This window comes from Streptomyces albus subsp. albus (genome assembly GCF_000725885.1).
GTDB lineage: Bacteria > Actinomycetota > Actinomycetes > Streptomycetales > Streptomycetaceae > Streptomyces > Streptomyces albus.
The window spans coordinates 103,247-121,335 of the sequence record NZ_JODR01000005.1 but is presented as its reverse complement, the minus strand read 5'-3'; the positions used below and the strand labels follow the sequence as shown (position 1 = coordinate 121,335).

General features: G+C 72.6%; 17 protein-coding genes. 13 read left to right on the top strand and 4 right to left on the bottom strand.

Annotation, left to right across the window (positions count from 1 at the left end; genetic code table 11):
- Positions 1-129: 129 nt before the first annotated feature.
- Entirely contained in the window at positions 130-1,230 is a 1,101-nt protein-coding gene (locus IO40_RS0106650; protein ID WP_031175033.1) for a LacI family DNA-binding transcriptional regulator, read from the bottom strand.
- A gap of 62 nt (positions 1,231-1,292) precedes the next feature.
- Positions 1,293-2,363 carry a hydroxyacid dehydrogenase gene (locus IO40_RS0106645; RefSeq protein ID WP_016471598.1) on the bottom strand — a complete coding sequence of 357 codons (1,071 nt, stop codon included), beginning with the start codon at positions 2,361-2,363 and terminating at the stop codon, positions 1,293-1,295.
- 190 nt (positions 2,364-2,553) lie between these two features.
- Here IO40_RS0106645 and IO40_RS0106640 point away from each other — a divergent pair, with 190 nt between their 5' ends.
- The 5 genes from IO40_RS0106640 (at position 2,554) to IO40_RS0106620 (ending at position 9,952) form a co-directional block, all read left to right on the top strand.
- Positions 2,554-3,546 carry an ABC transporter permease gene (locus tag IO40_RS0106640; protein WP_031028443.1) on the top strand — a complete coding sequence of 331 codons (993 nt, stop codon included), beginning with the start codon at positions 2,554-2,556 and terminating at the stop codon, positions 3,544-3,546.
- Positions 3,533-4,516, top strand: coding sequence for a carbohydrate ABC transporter permease (locus tag IO40_RS0106635; RefSeq protein ID WP_415852792.1), 984 nt, complete (start codon positions 3,533-3,535; stop codon positions 4,514-4,516). The genes IO40_RS0106640 and IO40_RS0106635 overlap by 14 nt, the downstream gene beginning before the upstream one ends.
- A gap of 65 nt (positions 4,517-4,581) precedes the next feature.
- On the top strand, positions 4,582-6,261 hold the full coding sequence (locus IO40_RS0106630; RefSeq protein ID WP_031175031.1) for an extracellular solute-binding protein: 1,680 nt from the start codon (positions 4,582-4,584) through the stop codon (positions 6,259-6,261).
- On the top strand, positions 6,258-7,742 hold the full coding sequence (locus IO40_RS0106625) for a M1 family metallopeptidase (protein ID WP_031175030.1): 1,485 nt from the start codon (positions 6,258-6,260) through the stop codon (positions 7,740-7,742). The genes IO40_RS0106630 and IO40_RS0106625 overlap by 4 nt, the downstream gene beginning before the upstream one ends.
- Positions 7,739-9,952 (top strand): right-handed parallel beta-helix repeat-containing protein, encoded by a 2,214-nt coding sequence (locus IO40_RS0106620; RefSeq protein ID WP_031175029.1) that lies wholly within the window; start codon positions 7,739-7,741, stop codon positions 9,950-9,952. Before IO40_RS0106625 ends, IO40_RS0106620 begins: the two co-directional genes overlap by 4 nt.
- Positions 9,953-10,009: 57 nt before the next feature.
- Here IO40_RS0106620 and IO40_RS34725 read toward each other — a convergent pair whose 3' ends face one another.
- The gene (locus tag IO40_RS34725) at positions 10,010-10,813 is read right to left on the bottom strand and encodes an acetoacetate decarboxylase family protein (RefSeq protein ID WP_016471592.1); all 804 of its coding nucleotides are present in this window, start codon (positions 10,811-10,813) and stop codon (positions 10,010-10,012) included.
- Positions 10,814-10,995: 182 nt separating this feature from the next.
- Here IO40_RS34725 and IO40_RS0106610 point away from each other — a divergent pair, with 182 nt between their 5' ends.
- From IO40_RS0106610 to IO40_RS0106595, 4 genes are all read left to right on the top strand, one after another.
- On the top strand, positions 10,996-12,093 hold the full coding sequence (locus IO40_RS0106610; protein WP_016471591.1) for a DNA polymerase III subunit beta family protein: 1,098 nt from the start codon (positions 10,996-10,998) through the stop codon (positions 12,091-12,093).
- A complete protein-coding gene (locus IO40_RS0106605) occupies positions 12,090-12,599 on the top strand; it encodes a hypothetical protein (RefSeq protein ID WP_016471590.1) in 510 nt (169 codons plus the stop codon). Before IO40_RS0106610 ends, IO40_RS0106605 begins: the two co-directional genes overlap by 4 nt.
- A gap of 111 nt (positions 12,600-12,710) precedes the next feature.
- Entirely contained in the window at positions 12,711-13,127 is a 417-nt protein-coding gene (locus IO40_RS0106600) for a nitroreductase/quinone reductase family protein (RefSeq protein WP_016471589.1), read from the top strand.
- Positions 13,128-13,258: 131 nt separating this feature from the next.
- Entirely contained in the window at positions 13,259-14,071 is an 813-nt protein-coding gene (locus IO40_RS0106595; protein ID WP_031175028.1) for a thioesterase family protein, read from the top strand.
- Positions 14,072-14,118: 47 nt separating this feature from the next.
- On the opposite strand, the gene IO40_RS0106590 is transcribed toward IO40_RS0106595, so the two are convergent.
- Positions 14,119-14,844, bottom strand: a complete 726-nt coding sequence (locus IO40_RS0106590; protein ID WP_016471587.1) for a TetR/AcrR family transcriptional regulator — start codon at positions 14,842-14,844, stop codon at positions 14,119-14,121.
- Positions 14,845-15,262: 418 nt separating this feature from the next.
- Here IO40_RS0106590 and IO40_RS0106585 point away from each other — a divergent pair, with 418 nt between their 5' ends.
- From IO40_RS0106585 to IO40_RS0106570, 4 genes are all read left to right on the top strand, one after another.
- Positions 15,263-15,469, top strand: a complete 207-nt coding sequence (locus IO40_RS0106585) for an antitoxin (protein WP_016471586.1) — start codon at positions 15,263-15,265, stop codon at positions 15,467-15,469.
- Positions 15,470-15,999: 530 nt separating this feature from the next.
- On the top strand, positions 16,000-16,380 hold the full coding sequence (locus IO40_RS0106580) for an RNHCP domain-containing protein (protein WP_031175027.1): 381 nt from the start codon (positions 16,000-16,002) through the stop codon (positions 16,378-16,380).
- 27 nt (positions 16,381-16,407) lie between these two features.
- Complete coding sequence (locus IO40_RS0106575) at positions 16,408-16,833, top strand: RNHCP domain-containing protein (RefSeq protein ID WP_031175026.1); 426 nt, start codon at positions 16,408-16,410, stop codon at positions 16,831-16,833.
- A 321-nt stretch (positions 16,834-17,154) separates the two neighbouring features.
- Complete coding sequence (locus tag IO40_RS0106570; RefSeq protein ID WP_016471582.1) at positions 17,155-18,000, top strand: chitosanase; 846 nt, start codon at positions 17,155-17,157, stop codon at positions 17,998-18,000.
- Positions 18,001-18,089 lie beyond the last annotated feature (89 nt).

Here is an 18,089-nt window from a genome sequence, read left to right as displayed (position 1 = left end):
GTGTACGGCTCGGTGACGGGGTGGGCCCCGCAGCGCGAGCATGTAAGCGCTTGCTGCCCGATGGCAAGAGGCTGACGGCGTGTTTCTGTTTTCCGGCGGAGACGGCGCGGCGCCGAGGGCGGTAAGCGGTCACTTCCTGCCGCGGCGGGGACGGCGCGGCGCCACGGAGTCCCGCACCACGATGTGGGTGCCGAGCCGCACCACTCCCGTCGCCGTCTCCCGCCAGGCGTCCGCGTCCTCGTCGCCGAGCGCGGTCCGCACGGCCTGCCGCCCCAGTTCCTCCAGGGGCACGTGCACCGTCGTCAGCCGGGGGCGCATCTCCTGTGCGACCGGTACGTCGTCGTACCCCACCAGGGAGATGTCCTGCGGCACCCGCAGTCCGGCCTCCTCCAGGGCCTGGGCCGCCCCCGCCGCGACGATGTCGTTGGCGGCGAACACGGCGGTGAAGCGCACCTTCTGCGCCAGCAGTTCGGCCATCCGACGGCTGCCGAAGGCGCGGCTGAACGCGCCGGGCTGTTCCAGTTGCGGGTCCGGCTCGATGCCGCGCAGCTCCAGCGCCCGCCGGTGCCCCGCGAGCCGGTCGCGGGTGGTGGACAGCCCGGGCGGGCCGCCCAGGTAGAGGATGCGCTCGTGTCCCTGGGTCAGCAGATGGTCGGTGAGGGCGAAGGCGCCGCCCTCGTTGTCGTACTCGACCGAGACCGTGGGAACCCGCTCCCCCAGCGGCGGGCGCCCGCACAGCACCAGTTTGGAGCCGTCGGCGTCCAGTTCGCGGGCGCGCCGGGCGAGTTCGGCGGTGTAGGCGCGGTCGGCGACGCTGCCGCCCACCACGATCACCGCGTCGGCGCGGCGCTCGTGCATCAGCTCGACGAAGGCCAGCTCCCGCTGGGGGTCTCCCTGGGTGCAGCACACCAGGCAGAGCCGGTCGCCGCGGGAGGCTTCCCGTTCCACTCCGCGCGCGATGTAGGCGTAGAACGGGTCCACGACATCGTTGACGATGATGCCGACCGTCCGTCCGGACATCCCCGCCAGTGCGCGGGCGTGCGCGTTGACGACGTATCCCAGTTCCCGGATCGCCTTCTCGACGCGTTCGCGCGTGGCGGCGGCGACCGGGTAGTTGCGGTTCAGCACCCGGGAGACGGTCGCGGTCGACACCCCCGCACGGCGTGCCACGTCGCTGACCGTGGATCGGCGCTGTCCGTCCGTCTCCGTGCCGCCGCTGCGCCGCCCCATCCGGTCCTTCCCCTCCGTGCCGTCCCGTGGCGCAGAGCTTATGTCCCGCAGTGCGCGCGGTGTCATGCGAGGCGCTCCAGTTCGGCCGCGCGCACCGGGTGGGCGAACGGCTCGCCCCGCGCGAAGCGGGCCAGCTCCTCGACGGCCAGCGTGCCGAGTCTGGCCGTCTCGTTGCCCTGTGCTCCGGCCAGATGCGGGGTGAGCAGGACGTTCGGCAGCTCCCACAGCGGGTGGCCGGCGGGGAGGGGTTCGGGGTCGGTGACGTCGAGCACGGCGTCGAGCCGCCCGCTGACCAGGTGTCCGGTGAGGGCCTCGGTGTCGACGAGGGCGCCGCGCGCGGTGTTGACGAGCAGGGTGCCGGGCCGCATCAGTCCGATGCGCCGGGCGTCGAGCAGGTGGTGGGTGGCGGGGGTCTGGGGTGCGTGGAGGGTCACCACGTCGCTGGTGACCAGCAGGGTGTCCAGGTCGAGGAGGGTGGCTCCCAGCTGCCGGGCCTCTTCGGCGGTCACGTACGGGTCGTACAGGGTGATCTCGACGTCGAGGGCGGCGAGCAGGGCGATGACGCGGCGTCCGGTCCGGGAGCCGCCGACGACGCCGACGGTCAGGCCGTGGGTGCCGAGCCAGTGCCGGCGGTCCAGGTCGGTGGCCGTGCGGTGGGTGCGGCGGGTGCGGTAGAGGTGTGCGAGGGGGAAGGCCCGTTTGGCGCCCATGATGACGGCGGCGAGGGTGAACTCGGCCACGGGCAGCGCGTTCGCGGCGGCTGCGGACGAGACGGCGATGCCCTGTTCGAAAACGTCCGGGCGGAGGAAGGTCTTGACCGTGCCGGCGGCGTGGACGACGGCGCGCAGCGCGGGGGCGTGTGCCAGCACCGAGGCGTCGACGGGCGGGCATCCCCAGCCGGTGAGCAGGACCTCGCTGCGGGCGAGCGCCGCGCGCGCCGGCGCGGAGGTGAACTCGGTGACGGGGGCGGGGGCCACCAGGTCGGCGGTCTCTTCGAGGAGGGACCGGCCGGCCGGCGGGAAGAGCCGGTCCGGCAGGTCGGGGGCCATTGCCAGCAGGGTGCGCGGCCGGCGGGAGGGCTGCGCCGGGGTGTCCGCACCGGTGTGAGCCGGCGCCTCGTCGGTAGTGCGCACCTTGCCTCCGGACAGTAAACGCATTCTATGGACTGACGGCAAAGCTAGGGAGTGCCTGAGCTGCCGTCAAGCGCGCGACCTGGGGCGGGCGGAGAGGCTGGCTACACATGTCTTGACGCCGTTCGTAAGCGGTTACTACGTTGCGGGCGCAGTAGGCCGCGTGGCATCGCCCAGCCGACAGGACCGCATCATGGCTGACTCAGCTCCCCCGCTCCCGCTGGACCCCCCGCAGCACAACGCCCGAAGACCGCCCGCCCCCGGCCGCCGCACGAGCCTGGGGCAGCGGATCAGACGGGACAAGGTGATGCTGCTGCTCGCCCTGCCGGGGCTGCTCTACTTCGTCGTCTTCCACTACGTGCCGCTGCTGGGCTACATGGTGGCCTTCCAGGACTACCAGCCCTATCTCGGCTACATGCACAGCGCCTGGTCCGGCATCACCAACTTCACCGCCGCCTTCTCGCAGCCCGCCTTCTGGTCCGCCACAGCCAACACGCTGGAGATCGCGGTCATCCAGCTGGTGTTCTTCTTCCCCGTGCCGATCGCCCTGGCCCTGCTGCTCAACAGCGTCGTGAGCGACCGCGTCCGTCGCTTCGTGCAGAGCGTGGTCTATCTGCCGCACTTCATCGGCTGGGTCATCATCGTCTCGGTCTTCCAGCAGATCCTCGGCGGCGCCGGTCTGCTCCCCGACCTCCTCGGCTCTCTCGGGCTGCCGCGCTACGACATGATGAGCGACCCGGACGCCTTTCCCTGGCTGCTGACCCTCCAGCTCGTCTGGAAGGACGCCGGCTGGGGCACCATCATCATCCTCGCGGCGCTGCTCAACATCGACCGGCAGAGTTACGAGGCCGCCGCGCTCGACGGAGCCGGGCCGGCCCGCAGGCTGTGGCACGTCACGCTGCCCGGTCTGGCGCCGGTGATCATCCTGTTGCTGATCCTCAACCTCGGACAGGTCCTGTCCGTCGGCTTCGAACAGATCCTGCTCCAGCGGGACGCGGTCGGCCCCGGCGCCGGCGAGGTCCTCGACACCTACGTCTACTTCCACGGCATCCGGGACAACGACTGGGGTGTCGCCGCCGCCGTGGGGCTCGTCAAGGCGGTCCTGGGCACCGCGCTGGTCCTGGGCGCCAACAAATTCGCCCACCGTCTCGGCCACGAAGGGGTGTACCGCGGTGCTGACCGCTGACAAGCCGGCCGGCCCGGTCCCCCCGGCCGCCGGCACCGAACCGCAGGGACCCGCCCGGGTGCGTGCCGTGCCCGCCCGCCGGAAGAAGACGGCGGACCGGCCGCCCTGGCTGGAGCCGCCCAGGAAGACCACCGTGGCGGCCAGGGCCCTGGCCCTCACCGTCGTCGTCCTCGTCGTCGCCTACCCGCTGCTGGGCGTCATCGGGACGAGCTTCGCCTCGCAGACCGACATCGTCAAAAGCACCGGGCTCGTCCTGTGGCCCGACCACCCCACCCTGGAGGCGTACCGCACCATCTTCACCGGCGGTGTGGTCCTGCGGGCCCTGCTGGTGAGCATCGCCGTCACGGTGCTCGGCACCGCCGCCAGTCTGCTGGTCACCATCGGCATGGCCTACGGGCTGTCCCGGCGGGAGGTCACCGGGTCCCGATTCATGCTGCTGACGGCCCTGTTCACGATGCTGTTCAACCCGGGCATCATCCCGAACTTCCTGCTCGTCAACGAACTCGGACTGTACGACACCTACGCCGCGCTCGTACTGCCCACCCTGGTCAGCGCGTTCAATCTGGTGGTGCTGCGCTCGTTCTTCATGAACCTGCCCGAGGAACTCCTCGACGCGGCACGGGTGGACGGTGCGGGCGATCTGCGCATCCTGCTGCGCGTCGTGCTGCCGCTGTCCAAGGCGGTGCTGGCCGTGATCAGCCTCTTCTACGCGGTCACCTACTGGAACGCGTTCTTCAACGCGCTGCTGTACCTCGACGACGCCGAGAAGTGGCCGATCCCGCTGGTGCTGCGCACCTTCGTCCTCCAGGGCCAGAGCCTGGGCGGCACGGCCCTCGGGGAGAGCACCGCGCCCCAGCAGTCCGTACAGATGGCCGTGCTGGTCGTCGCCGTCGTCCCGATCCTGCTCGTCTGCCCCTTCCTCCAGCGCTACTTCACCAAAGGGGTGCTCACCGGGGCCGTCAAGGGCTGAGCAGCGCCCGTACGTCCCTCTTTCCCTGCCCGCTCCTCCACCCCGCTCACCAAGGAGTTCCCACGGTGCCGCCTCCCACTGAGTCCCCGATCGGCCGAAGAGCGCTCCTGCGTACGGGAGCCGGCCTGACCGCGGCCCTGGCCGCCGGCCCGCTGCTGACCGCGTGCGGGGACGGGGGCACGGCCGCCCGGCCCGGCATCAGGAGCGAAAAGCTGCTGCCCTCGACCACCGTGCGGAACGCCGGGGTAGAACCGGACCTGCCGGGCACCGCCGAGGGCGTGCCGCCGGGGTTCTTCCGCTACCCCGCCAAGCCCCGGCGGTCCGTCGAGGGCCGTCCCCTCGCCGGGGCGGAGCCCGTCTCGGCGGTCATGGAGACCTTCGCCCCTCCCCCGGCGGGGCGCGACAGGAACGCCGCATGGCAGGCGATCGAGCGGAGGCTCGGCGGCACCGTCGACCTGACGGCGGTACCGGCCGACGACTATCCCAGCAAGTTCTCCACCATGATCGCCGCCAACCACCTCCCCGACCTGTTCATGTACCCGGAGACGGGCGGGGTCGACAACATGGCCGGTTTCCTCGACGCCACCTGCGCCGACCTCACGCCTTTCCTGGCGGGCGACAGAATCCGCAGGTATCCGAACCTCGCCGCCGTCCCGAAGGACGCCTGGCGGAAGGCCGTCTACAACGGGAAGCTCTACGGCATCCCGATCACCAGGGGGATCACGGGCGGAGCCGGCTTCTACCGGCACGACCTGTTCGCCGAGGCCGGGGTCACGGACCTGGACCAGATCACCGGCCTGGACCGGTTCGTGGAACTGTGCAAGGAGCTGACCCGGCCCGCCGAGGACCGGTACGCGATCATGGCGAGCGTCACCAATCTGCTCGCCATGTCGGCCGGGGCGCCGTATCTGTGGCGGATGGACACCAGGACGGGCAGGTTCACCGCCGATCTGGAGACCGACGAGTACCGGTTCGCCGTCGAGACCGCCCGCAAGCTCCAGCAGGCCGGCTGCTTCTACCCCGGCTCACTCGGTATGAGCGGCGCCCAGAAGGCCCGCTACACCGACATGTTCAAGAACGGCAAGGCCGCCTACGTCTACGACGGCATGCCGCCCTATCTGACGCCCGGCACCGGCTACGTCGCCACGATGGCCGCGGTCGACAAGAAGTACGACCCGCGCCCCATGGTCCCCTTCGGCCCCGAGGCCGTCGCCTGGACGGACAACCTCAGTCTGTCCACCACCTTCGTCAAGAAGGCGCCGGCCTCGCGTGTCGAGCAACTGCTGGCTCTGGCCGACTTCGTGGCGGCGCCCTTCGGCAGCGAGGAGTACACGCTCATCAACTACGGAGTCGAGGGCACCGACTTCACCCGTGACGGGAAGGGCAACCCGGTCCTCACCGAACGGGGCACGCAGGATGTCGCCGCCCCGTGGAAGATGCTCGCCTCCACCGTCCCCGCCGTCTTCAGCGCGGAGTCCGCAGCGGGGGTGCGTCACGTCCACGCCGCGTACACGAAGCTGATCCCGATGCTCGCCACGGACCCCGCCCTCACCGTCTTCTCCCCCACCTGGGAGGCGAAGGGCACCGGCAGCCTGCACACGCTCAAACAGGACGGGCTCAAGGACATCGTCTCCGGCCGCGAACCGATGTCCGCCTACGACGACCTGGTCAAGGAGTACCTGGCCAGGGGAGCGGAGAAGGCCCGCGCGGAATTCGAGGAAGCCCTCCAGAAGGGGAAGCGATGAACCGGCGCCCCACCAGCAGACGCTCCGCCCTGCGCCTGGGCGGCACCGCACTCGCCGCCGCGGGCGCACCCGTTCTCGGCGTTCCCGCCCCCGGCCCGTCCGCCGAGGCCGCGGGCCGCCGCCCGGCACCGGGCTCCCCCGGGCTCGGCGACCCGCTCTTCCCGACGCTGGGCAACGGCGGCTACCAAGTCGCCCACTACGACCTCACCTTCGACTTCACCCCGGTGACCTACGACTACACCGGCCGCGTGGTGCTCCACGCCCGCGCGCAGCAGGACCTGTCCGCCTTCAACCTGGACACCGACGGTCACACCATCGACTCCGTCACCGTCGACGGGCGCGCCGCCGGCTGGGCCCTGTCCCCGGGCGGGAGCGGACAGGAGCTGACCGTCACCCCCGCCCGGCCGCTGCGCCGCTCCGATGCCTTCACCGTCACGGTCCGCCACCACGGCAACGGCAAGGCACCGCGCTCGGGCCTGACGGGGTGGAGGTTCGGCTCGGACGGCGGCTTCGCCTGCGCCGCCCAGGCGTCCCGCGCCGACACCTTCTTCCCCTGCAACGACCACCCCTCCGACAAGGCGACCTGGACCTTCCACCTCAGCGCCCCCGAGGGATACGTCGCCGCCGCCAACGGCGAACTGCTGCGCAGGACCCGGCGCGCGGACGGCTCCACCGTCTGGCACTTCGCCCTGCGCGAGCGGATGGCCACCGAACTCGTGGGCATCGCGGTGGTGCGGGGCACCTATCTGTACGGCAGCAGCCACCGCGGTCTGCCCCTGCGGCACATCGTTCCGCGAGGGCAGGAGGACAGATACCGGCCCGTCGTCGACCGCACCGCCGACCATCTCGCCTGGCTGGAGGCGAAGTTCGGGCGCTATCCGTTCTCCGTCTACGGCTGCCACATCTACGACGGCTACTCAGACGCCCTGGAGAACCAGACGCTCAGCCTCTTCTCCACCGACTGGTTCACCCCCGACGCGGCGGGCCGGCCCCGCTACGAGACGACGATGGTGCACGAGCTGGTGCACCAGTGGTACGGCGACTCGGTCACACCCGCCGACTGGCAGCAGGCGTGGCTGAACGAGGGCCCCGCCGTCCACTACGCCGCGCTCTACGGCGAGGAGCGGGGCTGGTCGGTCCTGGACGACAAGATGAGGGCCGCCTATGCGGGGCTCGACAAGATCCGCGCCCAGGACGGCCCGCCGGGACGCCCCCGGGAGCTGGGCGGCACCAACATCTACGACGGCGGCGCCCTGGTGCTGTACGCCCTGCGCCTGCGGATCGGCGACAAACGGTTCGACCATGTGATGCGGCTGTGGCCGGAGCGCTTCAAGGACCGCAATGTGACCAGCGAGGACTTCATCCGGCACGCCGTACGGGTCACGGGCGACCGCTCCCTGCACGGCTTCCTGCGCGACTGGCTCTTCGGCGCCGTCAACCCGCCCATGCCCGGCCGCCCCGACTGGAGGGCAGACACATGAAACACCCCGGAAGAGCGGTATACGGCACGCTCCCGGCAGCCCTGGCCGCCGTGCTGCTGTGCCTGATGTGCCTGCCGCCTGCCCAGGCCGCGCCCGGCCCCCGCACCCTGTACGCCGCACCGGACGGGCACGGTGATGCCTGCACCGTGGCCCGGCCGTGCTCCCTGGACGGCGCGCGGGACGCGGCCAGGGCCGTGACCGGCCGCTCCGTCCGCGTCCTGCTGGCCTCGGGCACGTACCCGCGCGAGAAACCCCTGCGCCTGGACGAGCGGGACTCGGGGCACGACGGCCGCACCGTCACCTGGGCGGCGGCCCCCGGCGCCCGGCCCGTCCTCTCCGGCGGCCGGACGCTGGGAGGCTGGTCGCCGAACCCGGACGGCACCTGGAGCGCCGGTGTGCCCGAGGGGGTCACCCCGCGCCAGCTGTTCGTGGACGGCGAGCGGGCCGTTCGGGCACGCGGCGGAGAGTGCCCGGCCACGGTGTGCGACGCGACCAAGGCGGGGATGACCGGCGCCCGGGCCACCGGTATCGCCGGCTGGCGCCGCCCCACCGACGCCGAAGCCGTCATCAAGATCCGCTGGCGCGCCTACCACTGCCGCATCACGGGCGTCAGCGGTGACACCCTCACCTTCGCCCGCCCCTGCTGGACCAACTCGGCCGCCGGCACCGGACGCACCGGGCCGTCCTGGGACAGCACCACCGTCGACTCGGCACGCTACAGCGGCGTCGCCTTCTTCCAGAACGCCCGGGAACTCCTCGACGACCCGGGTGAGTTCGTCTGGGACTCGGCGGCACGCACGGTCACCTACCTGCCGCGCGAGGGCGAGGACATGCGCCGCGCCCACGTCGTCACCCCGCACACCGAGCACCTCCTCGTGCTCGACGGCGCGCACGACGTGACCGTCCGGGGCATCGGCTTCGCCCACGCCGCCTACCGGCAGCCCGGCACCGACGAGGGGTACGCCGGCACCCAGGCGGGCTTCACCCTCACCGGTGCGGACGGCCCCGAGGACCACGCCGGCCGGTATTACACCAAGCCCGCCGCGGCCCTCGTCGTCCGCGGCGGTCGGAACGTCACCGTCGACCGTGCCCGCTTCGCCCACCTCGGCGGAGCCGGCGCCGTCCTGGAAGCCGGCACCAAGGACTCCTCCGTCACCCGGTCCTCCTTCACCGATCTGTCCTCCGGCGCGCTCTACGTGGGGGACACCGAGCCGCGGCCGGCCCCGGCTCTGGCGGGCGAGCGCAACACGGTCGCCCGCAACACCATCCGTCACACCGGCGTGGAGTACACCGACGCGGTCGGCATCTGGGCCGGCTACGAGGCCGGACTGACCGTCGACCACAACACCCTCGACCACCTGCCGTACTCCGGCATCTCGGTCGGCTGGGGCTGGAACCAGCCGGAGGCCCGGCACTCCGTCCTCCGCGACAACGCGATCACCCACAACCGCATCACCCACGTCATGGAGGTCGCCCGGGCCCAGCACGACGGCGGCGCCGTCTACACCCAGGGCGCCCAGCCGGGAACCGTCGTCTCCGGGAACTACCTCAACCGCTCCGGCCACGGCAACACCGAACGCGACGGCAACGGCATCTACCTCGACGAACAGAGCAGCCACATCCTCGTCGAGAAGAACGTCGTCACCCGCGTCGGATACAAGTGGGTCTCGAACTGGGCCGACTACGGCATCGAGAACACCGTCCGCGGCAACTGGACGGACACCCGGGCGCCCGCCCTCGGCGGCCGGGGCTCGGTCATGACCGGCAACCACACCGGTCTGGACGCACTCCCCGCGGCGGCCCTGCGCACCGCCGCCACGGCCGGCGCCCACCGCGCACCCGCCGAAGTGCTGCGCCGCGATCTGGCACGCCACGGCACTCCCGGCCAGTCGTCCACCGACGGCCCCGCCACCGCGGCCCTCGCCACCGACGGCGACATCACGACGGACACCCGCACGCTGTCGGCGCCGGGCTCCTGGTGGCGCGTCGATCTCGGCCGGCCGCGCCGCATCGGCCAGATCGAGATCTGGAACGACGCCTCGATGACGACAGCGGATTTCGACGTCATCACGGACACCGGCACGGTGCACGTCGAGGGAGGGGCGCTGCGGCCCACGGTGATCGACCTGAAGGCCCGGACCCGTCATGTGACGGTCAAGCTCACCGGTACCGGCCGCGTGGGCCTCTCCCAAGTCCTCGTCCACCCCTAGTACCGCAACGGTGACTGCCATGGCTGTTGACCGCCGCCCGCGCACCACGGGCCGGGCTCACGGCGGCGGGCCTCCACCGTCGGCGGTGCCCACGGTGGCGGTGAAGTCGTGCAGTGTGGCGGCGGCGAGCGGGCGCCGGCCGGCGAGGTAGCCCAGGGGGCCGTCCGGCGCCGCGGCCAGCCGGGCCCGGGCCAGACAGACAGTGCCGCTCAGCCGCATCGGCACGGCGCACGCCCCGTCCCCGTACGGCTGCACCAGACGGGAGCCCAGCCGCAGCCGCACCGGGAACCGCAGCACGTCACGCTGTACGACGCCCACCCGCCCGCTCGACGCCTCCGCCGCCCACCGCCCGGTGTCCTCGGCCGGGCCCGCGTCCGGCACGCCCGTCGCGGGCGGCGCGGGCGGCACGCCCGGCGCGGGCGGCCACGGTCCGGCATGTCCGTCCGGTGCGCCGCCCGGTGACACCGGCGACGCCAGACCGGTGAAGAGGCCGGGGCGCCGCGTCCGTCCGCGGTGACGGCCGGTGGCGAAGGCGAAGACGGCGGGCTGCTTGGGGATGCCCCACAGCTCCCGTCCGCCGGCCAGCGACCGGTCGTCGTCCACCCACGCCTCCACGGCGCAGCCGGCCGGCCCGTGCCCGTCCCGGACCGCCAGGGCGACCAGCAGTTCGCGGTAGGCCAGGGTGCCGCCGTGCCGGTAGTCCACCCAGAACGTCACCACCACGCGGCGTTCCCGCCACCCCAGCGGCCGGACACCGGGCGGCAGCCGCCAGCCGGGCAGCCGCCGGGCGGGCACCTGCCACAGTGCCACGTACATCTGCCCCCGCAGCCGCCACGGCTGCGGAGGGAACGTCTCGCTCATCCGCTCCTCTTCCCCTCGCCCCCGCTTCGGCCTGCCGTGTGCGGCAAGGACCCGCCCCCATGGTCCCCGCCCGCCGCCGCCGCGCCGGGTACCCGGGCGTGGCCGCACAAGGCGTGCCGCCCCTGGGCCGCCGCGCCCGGCCCGGTTGACCTTCGAGCTGGTTGAAGGCCCAGGATGACGGCGTGCCCCGTACCGACTTGATGCCGATCGGCGACTTCGCCCGACGCAGTGGTCTGACCCCCAGCGCGCTGCGGTTCTACGCCGACTCCGGGCTGCTGCGCCCCGCCGAGGTCGACCCCGCCTCCGGTTACCGCTACTACAGTCCCGCCCAGGTGGCCCGCGCCATCGCGCTCCGCCGGCTGCGGGAGACCGCCATGCCCCTCAGTACGGTGGCGAAGGTTCTCGACGCCGGGCCCGAGGAGGCGTCCCGGCTGATCGGCGAGCACGTCGCCCGCGTCCAGGGCGATGCGGCGGCGGCACGGCGGAAGGCCGCCGCCGTCACGTCCTTGCTCACGGGTGCGCCGAGCCGGCCGGTCGCCGTGGTGAAGGGCCCGGTGCTGGCCGACGCCGCCGAACAGGTCCTCACCGCGACGGCCCGCGAGCCCGGCCTCCCCGTACTGGGCGGTCTGCGTATCGAGGCGACCGGTGAGGCGGTGACGCTGACGGCGACCGACCGCTACCGGCTCTCGACCAGAACGCTGGTGCCCGTGGAGCCGCCCGCAGCCGACTGGGCCGGCACGGTCCACGGCGACGAACTGCGGGCCGCCGTCGCCGAGATGCGCCGCGGCGCGCTCGTGCACATCGACGCGACCCCGCACGGCGTCCGCCTCCGGGCGGCGGGCCGCGAGGACCAGCACTGCCGGCTGCTGTCCGAGACGTTCCCCGACCACCGGCTGATGCTCACCTCGCTGCCCGAGGTCACCACCCGGGCGACGGTGGCGAAGGACGCGTTCCTGCACGTGCTGGAGGAACAGCCCGGCGCACGGATCGTCCTGCGTCTGACCGACGGCGGCAGCGAGGTCCGCTCCGCCGGAAACGAGGGCTCCGCGCGCGCACTGGCGGCCACGGTGACGGGGCAGCCCCTCTCGCTGCTCTTCGACGTGACCACCCTGTACCCGGCCGTCAGCACGGCCGTCGGCCCCGACCTGATGCTCGATCTGCGGGGGCCCGGCCGGCCCGTCACGTTCCGCTCCGCCGACCGCGGCGACCTCACCACGCTGGCCATGCCGGTCAGGGCCGGCCACCCTGCCTGCCAACGACACGACCAAGGGACTCCATGACCACCGCCTCCGCCGGAACCGATCCGACCATGGACGCCATCGGCCGCGCCGTCGCCGAAGGGCACGCGGGCCGCGTCGACTCCGCCCGGCGCCGCCTCACGGACCTGTGGTCCACGATCGGCGCCGCCGGCGACCCGCTGCACCGCTGCACCCTCGCCCACTATCTGGCGGACCTCCACGAGGACGCCGCGCAGGCCCTCGTCTGGGACGTACGGGCCCTGGACGCCGCCGACGCGCTGACCGAAGAGCGCGTCCGCCGGCACCACGCCGGGCTGCACGTCGCCGGTTTCCACCCGTCCCTGCACCTCAACCTCGCCGACGACCTCCGCAGGCTCGGCTCCTTCGAGGCCGCCGCCCGGCACATCGAGGCCGCCGGCGAGCACGCCCCCGATCTGCCCGAGGGCCCCTACGGGGACGGGATCCGCAGCGCCGTCGCGGAGGTGGCCGAGGCCATCGCCGCCCGGGACACCCGCAAGCGGGCTTCGGCCCCGGGCCCCGCGATGTGAGGGGATGGCACACTCTCTGCCAACCGCCCTCGCCGGACCCGGGAGGGCGGGCGGACGGGGCCGGCAGCCCGGGCGACGGGACGGCCGGCGGAAGGGAAACGGGGGACGAGGATGCCGAACGATGGCGGGTCGGGCAGCTGGAGGTTCCGTGCGGTCACGGCGCTCCAGCGGCGGATCGTCAACCCGGTCACGAGGCGACTGCCGGGGCAGATCCTGCTGGAGACGACCGGGCGCAGGACGGGGCTGCCCCGCCGGACACCGGTCGGCGGACGCCGGGAGGGCCGGCGGTTCTGGCTGGTGGCCGAGCACGGGAACCGCGCGCAGTACATCCGCAACATCCACGCCGACCCGCGTGTCCGGGTGCGGCTGCGGGGCCGCTGGTACACCGGGACCGCACAGCCGCTCCCCGAGGACGACGCACGCGCCAGGCTGCGGTCGCTGCCGTTCCTCAACAGCGCCGTCGTACGGGCGGTCGGCACCGAGTTGCTGACCGTCCGGGTGGACCTGGACGACGAGACCGGGAGTTGAGGACGGAAACCGAGGCCGGGGTCCTCACCCCCGGCGCCCTCGCCGGATGCACCTGCCACGGACATGGCGGCGGCCTCTAGATTGGCCCCGGCAGTGATCCGATCTTCGTTAGTCCGCCGAGGGGTGACCCGTTGAACGCCAGCGCACCGGCTTCCGCCTGTTTCTTCGAGCGCATCGATGAGTACCGCTACAAGCCCACGGCCCATGTCGGGGGCGCGTGGAACACCGAGGAACAGCACTTCAGTCCGCTCGGCGGCCTGATCGTCCACGCGATCGAGCGGTACCGGGCGGACCGCCCGGACGCCTCGGAGCTGGTGATGAGCCGGATCAGCTTCGACATCCTCGGGCGTCTGGCCACCGACGAGTGCGAGGTCCGGGTGGAGACGGTACGGCCCGGGCGGACCATCGAACTCGTCGAGGCGACCGTGCTGATAGCCGGCCGGCCGGTGGTACGGGCCCGCGCCTGGTTCCTGGCGTCCCTGGACACCGGCGCGGTGGCCGGGGGCGGCGCCGTCCCGCTCACGCCGCCCGGGGCCCTCGACACCTGGGACATGACCTCGGTGTGGCCCGGCGGGTACATCGCCACCCTGGACATGCGCCCGCTCGCCCCGCCGCAGCCGGGGCGCACCACCACCTGGGTCTCCACGGACGTCGGACTCGTCGGCGGCGAGGAGGCCGGCCCGCTGGCGTCGTACGTGGCGCTGGTCGACACCGCGAACGGCATCGCCGTACGGCAGCCGCCCACCGCGTGGATGTTCCCCAACGTGGATCTGACGATCCATCTGCACCGGCAGCCCGAGGGCCGCTGGACGGGGCTGGACACCACGGTCGTCTTCGGCCCCACCGGTCAGGGCATCACCAGCACCGTGCTGCACGACCTCACCGGCCCGGTCGGACACGCACAGCAGATCCTCACCGTGCGGCCCCAGCCGGGCAACGACTGACCGGCGGGGCACGGGCGGCTTGGAGCGGCAGGTGCGCGGACGGCGGCTCAGGACCGAGTCCGCCGGGCGTCCGCCGGCCGGGGGTCCTCGGGCAGCGGCGTGCGGGCCATGCCGTCGAGGAGCATGCGGAAGAACCAGCCGCGCCGCTGCTCCGGCGTGCCGGACAGCAGTTGTCCGGCACGCCCGGCCAGGTGCGGGTGGTCGGCCGGGGACGCACCGCGCAGCGCGTCGGTCAGCGCGTTCCACTCCGCGTCGGCCCCGGGCCGGGACGCCGCGCCGTGCGCGGAGTGCTCGGCCGTGACGGCGGTGGCCACCAGAAGGAGCGGATCGACCCCCCAGGCGGCCCGGTCGTCGGGGACGCCCCCTTCGTGGAGCAGCCGCAGCAGGGCTTGCAGCAGGTTGAGGTAGTTCGGCCCCGACGGGCGGACGACGACCGCGGTGCGGGCCAGCCCGGGGTGCTCGCTCAGGACGCCCATGTAGGAGACGAGCACGGCCTCCAGCCGCTGCCGCCAGTCACCGTCCCGGGTCGCGGGGCTCAGATCGACGTCCCCCAGCAGCTCGTCCAGCACGGCGGCGTGCAGTTCGTCCGTGTTGGCCACGTAGACGTACAGCGAGGCGGGGCCGGTGTCGAGCTCTTTCGCCAGCCGCCGCATGGTGACCCGCTGGAGCCCCTCGGCCCGCACGAGCCGGACGGCGGTGGAGACGATCCCTTCCCGGGTGAGGGCGGGTTTGGCGGGGCGTTCCCGGCGGCTGCGGGGGCGGGCGTCAGGCATGCGTCCACGCTAGCGAACACGTTCGTCGCAGGCCAGTCGGCCGGAGGGGTCCCGGGTGGCGACCGCGTACGGTCACGATCCCGCCGCGCCCCCGCCGTCCTCCGGCAACGCCTTGAGCCGGGCGAGGACGCGGCGATCCATCGGTCACCCGACCTTTCGCTGGTGTCCCGGTAGCCCCTGGCCCACGAGGGCAGATCGACCGGGCCGGAGGCGTAGGCGTGGACGTCCTCGGCCCGGCGGTCGATGCGGATGCGCCGATGGCGGGACGCGATGCTGTCCATGGCGGCGACGGCAACGAGGGCCCGCCGCCCGTCTCTTGGGCGAATCGGCCATGCCCTCAGCCGATGCGATCATGGTGCCGAGCGGCGTACGCCACGTGTACGCCGCCCCACGCAACGCACAACACAAGAGGACACGCATGTTCGACAAGCTGAAGGGTCTCAAGGAGAAGGCCGAGGAGATCGTGGAGGCCCACGGCGACAAGATCTCCGACGGGCTGGAGAAGGTCGGCGATCTCATCGACGACAAGACCGGCGGCAAGCACAGCGGCACGATCGACACCGCCGTCGACAAGGCCCAGGACTTCGTCGAAAAGCTGGGCGACAAGGCCGACAAGAAGGACTGAGCGCCGGCCGGTCCGGGCGGCCCGCGCCCCTTGCGCCGCCCGGACCGCTGTGGCACGGGCCGCGCACCCGGACCGAGTCCGCCACGCGGCCCGGCGGCCCTGGCGGGTGCGGTACCGGCCGGTCCGGGGCGCGCGGGGCGTCCGGCAGCCCGCGGGCCCCGGCGGGCGACACACAACAGGCGACGGGCTGCGGGCTGCGGGCTGCGGGCTGCGGGGCGAGAAAAACCGGTGGCAGGCGCGCTGCCGCTCCGCTAGCTTTCCTTCCGCCGACTTCCGATCGCTTTTCGGGCTCTGCCCTAGAGAGGGTGTTTTATGCACCGGCCCGCGCCGAGCGCGCCTCGACGCACCGCGTAACCCCTGCGCCGATTCCGCCGCGTCCCGCGCGGCGGACGGGGCGGACGACCGGTGCCCCAGCCCGCCCGCACCCTCCGCGCCCTGCGGCCGGACGGTGCGTGTGCCGTTGGCCTCTCGCGAGGTCCGCTCGGCCGACTCCTGCTGTCATCGTTCCTCTTTCAGCAAGGAGCCCCCGGGTGTCCAGCAACCATGCTCAGCCGAGCAACCCCGACAACTCTCTGAAGATCGACACATTCACGTGCGTGTGGTGCGGCCTGACCGTCAGCACGCTGGCGGCCGACGGCAGACGGCGCAACCACTGCCCGTCCTGTCTGCACTCCCGGCACGTACTCGACCAGGCCGAAGGCGGCCCGAGCGAGTGCCGCTCCCGGATGACACCGATCTCCATAGCCGTCCTGCGGAACGGCGACTGGATGGTCATCCACCGGTGCGTACGCTGCGACACGCTCACCTCGAACCCGGTGTGCACCGACGACAACCAGCTGATCCTGATGCGGATGGCGGTCCGCCCGCTGGCGCAGCCGCCGTTCCCGCTCGAAGCGTTCGGTGACCTGTGACGGGCGCCCGGGGAGAGGAGATCCGCCATGCCACGGCGTAAGCCCGCATCCTCACGCTCCGGCGGACGGCGGGAGCAGCGGCACAAGGACGTGCTCCACGGGCAGGGGCAGCATCGTTCCCAGCCGTTCCGGTGCGTCGGCTGCCGCCTCGATGTGCCCGGTTCCGCACCGGGTACGGCACACCGCAATCACTGTCCGAACTGTCTGGCCAGTCTCCATGTGGACCGCCGCGTCCCGGGGGACCGTGCCGCGTCCTGCCGGGGGCGCATGGAGGCACTGAGCATGTCGGTGCGGCCGGACGGTGAGTGGCTGATCGTCCACCATTGCCTGTCGTGCGGCGCGTTGAGTGCCAACCGCATCGCCGGGGACGACAACGCCCTGGCCCTGATGCGGCTGGCGCTGCGGCCACTGCGGGACAGCAAGGTGGCCGGCAGCGCACTGCTGGCGCTGTGAGGGTGCCCCCGGCCGCGCGCCGGGGAACCGTCCTTGACAGCGAGGTCATTTGACCGAGGGGCCGTCGCGGGCCGGTGACCGGTCCGCGGCGGCCCTTCGGCGTTGCACGGCGGCGGATCTTCCCGGTGCTGACGGGCCTCCCCGGTGCTGACGGGCCTCCCCGGTGTTTGCGGTCTGCAGGGCGGTGCGGTAAGCGGTGGCCGGATCGGCGCACGGCGGGTGTCCGGGACGGCCGCCCTCTGGTAGGAAACTTTCCTGAGAACCTGTCGGCGCCATTCCGTTCCGATTCGGCCACCCCCCGATCACCCCAGGAGAGTTCGGATGTCATCGTTCGACAGCACGTCACGTCCCGGCAGCCTCCGCCGTCGTACCGCCCTCGCGTTCCTGGGGGCCTCCCTGACGGCGGTGCCCCTGCTGAGCGCCGCTCATCCCCCGGCGGCCTCGGCGGCCGGCAAGGGGGCCGGTCTGGACGATCCCGCGAAGAAGGAGATCGCCATGCAGCTGGTCTCCAGCGCGGAGAACTCGTCGCTGGACTGGAAGGCGCAGTACAAGTACATCGAGGACATAGGCGACGGCCGGGGCTACACCGCGGGCATCATCGGGTTCTGCTCCGGCACGGGCGACATGCTCGATCTGGTGGAGCTGTACACGGACCGCAAGCCGGGCAATGTGCTGGCCGAATATCTGCCCGCGCTGCGCAGGGTGAACGGCTCGGACTCGCACGAAGGGCTCGACCCGCACTACCCGGACGACTGGCGTACGGCCGCCCGCGACAAGGCCTTCCAGCAGGCCCAGAACGACGAGCGGGACCGCGTGTACTTCGATCCCGCGGTGAAGCAGGGCAAAGCCGACGGGCTGCGGGCCCTGGGCCAGTTCGCCTACTACGACGCGCTGGTGATGCACGGCGGCGGGGACGATGCCACCAGCTTCGGCAGCATCCGCAAGCGCGCGCTGCGCCGGGCGAAGCCTCCGGCCGCGGGCGGCGACGAGAAGACGTATCTGAACGCCTTCCTCGACGCCCGGGTGTGGGCCATGGAGCAGGAGGAGGCGCACAGCGACACCAGCCGGGTCGAGACCGCGCAGCGGGTCTTCCTGCGCGAGGGGAACTTCGCTCTCGAACCGCCGCTGGACTGGAAGGTCTACGGCGACAGCTACCACATCGACTGACGCCGGTCCGCCCCGGCGGGTCCGCCGGGTGCTCACCACGGGCGGCCGTGGTGAGCACCGGCGGCGCCGCGGCGTCCGCCGCTTCCGCA

Coding starts and splice junctions, on each gene's coding strand:
- IO40_RS0106650 (WP_031175033.1), bottom strand. CDS start 1,230: ATGGGGCGGCGCAGCGGCGGCACGGAGACGGACGGACAGCGCCGATCC.
- IO40_RS0106640 (WP_031028443.1), top strand. CDS start 2,554: ATGGCTGACTCAGCTCCCCCGCTCCCGCTGGACCCCCCGCAGCACAAC.
- IO40_RS0106625 (WP_031175030.1), top strand. CDS start 6,258: ATGAACCGGCGCCCCACCAGCAGACGCTCCGCCCTGCGCCTGGGCGGC.
- IO40_RS0106620 (WP_031175029.1), top strand. CDS start 7,739: ATGAAACACCCCGGAAGAGCGGTATACGGCACGCTCCCGGCAGCCCTG.
- IO40_RS34725 (WP_016471592.1), bottom strand. CDS start 10,813: ATGAGCGAGACGTTCCCTCCGCAGCCGTGGCGGCTGCGGGGGCAGATG.
- IO40_RS0106605 (WP_016471590.1), top strand. CDS start 12,090: ATGACCACCGCCTCCGCCGGAACCGATCCGACCATGGACGCCATCGGC.
- IO40_RS0106600 (WP_016471589.1), top strand. CDS start 12,711: ATGCCGAACGATGGCGGGTCGGGCAGCTGGAGGTTCCGTGCGGTCACG.
- IO40_RS0106590 (WP_016471587.1), bottom strand. CDS start 14,844: ATGCCTGACGCCCGCCCCCGCAGCCGCCGGGAACGCCCCGCCAAACCC.
- IO40_RS0106585 (WP_016471586.1), top strand. CDS start 15,263: ATGTTCGACAAGCTGAAGGGTCTCAAGGAGAAGGCCGAGGAGATCGTG.
- IO40_RS0106575 (WP_031175026.1), top strand. CDS start 16,408: ATGCCACGGCGTAAGCCCGCATCCTCACGCTCCGGCGGACGGCGGGAG.
- IO40_RS0106570 (WP_016471582.1), top strand. CDS start 17,155: ATGTCATCGTTCGACAGCACGTCACGTCCCGGCAGCCTCCGCCGTCGT.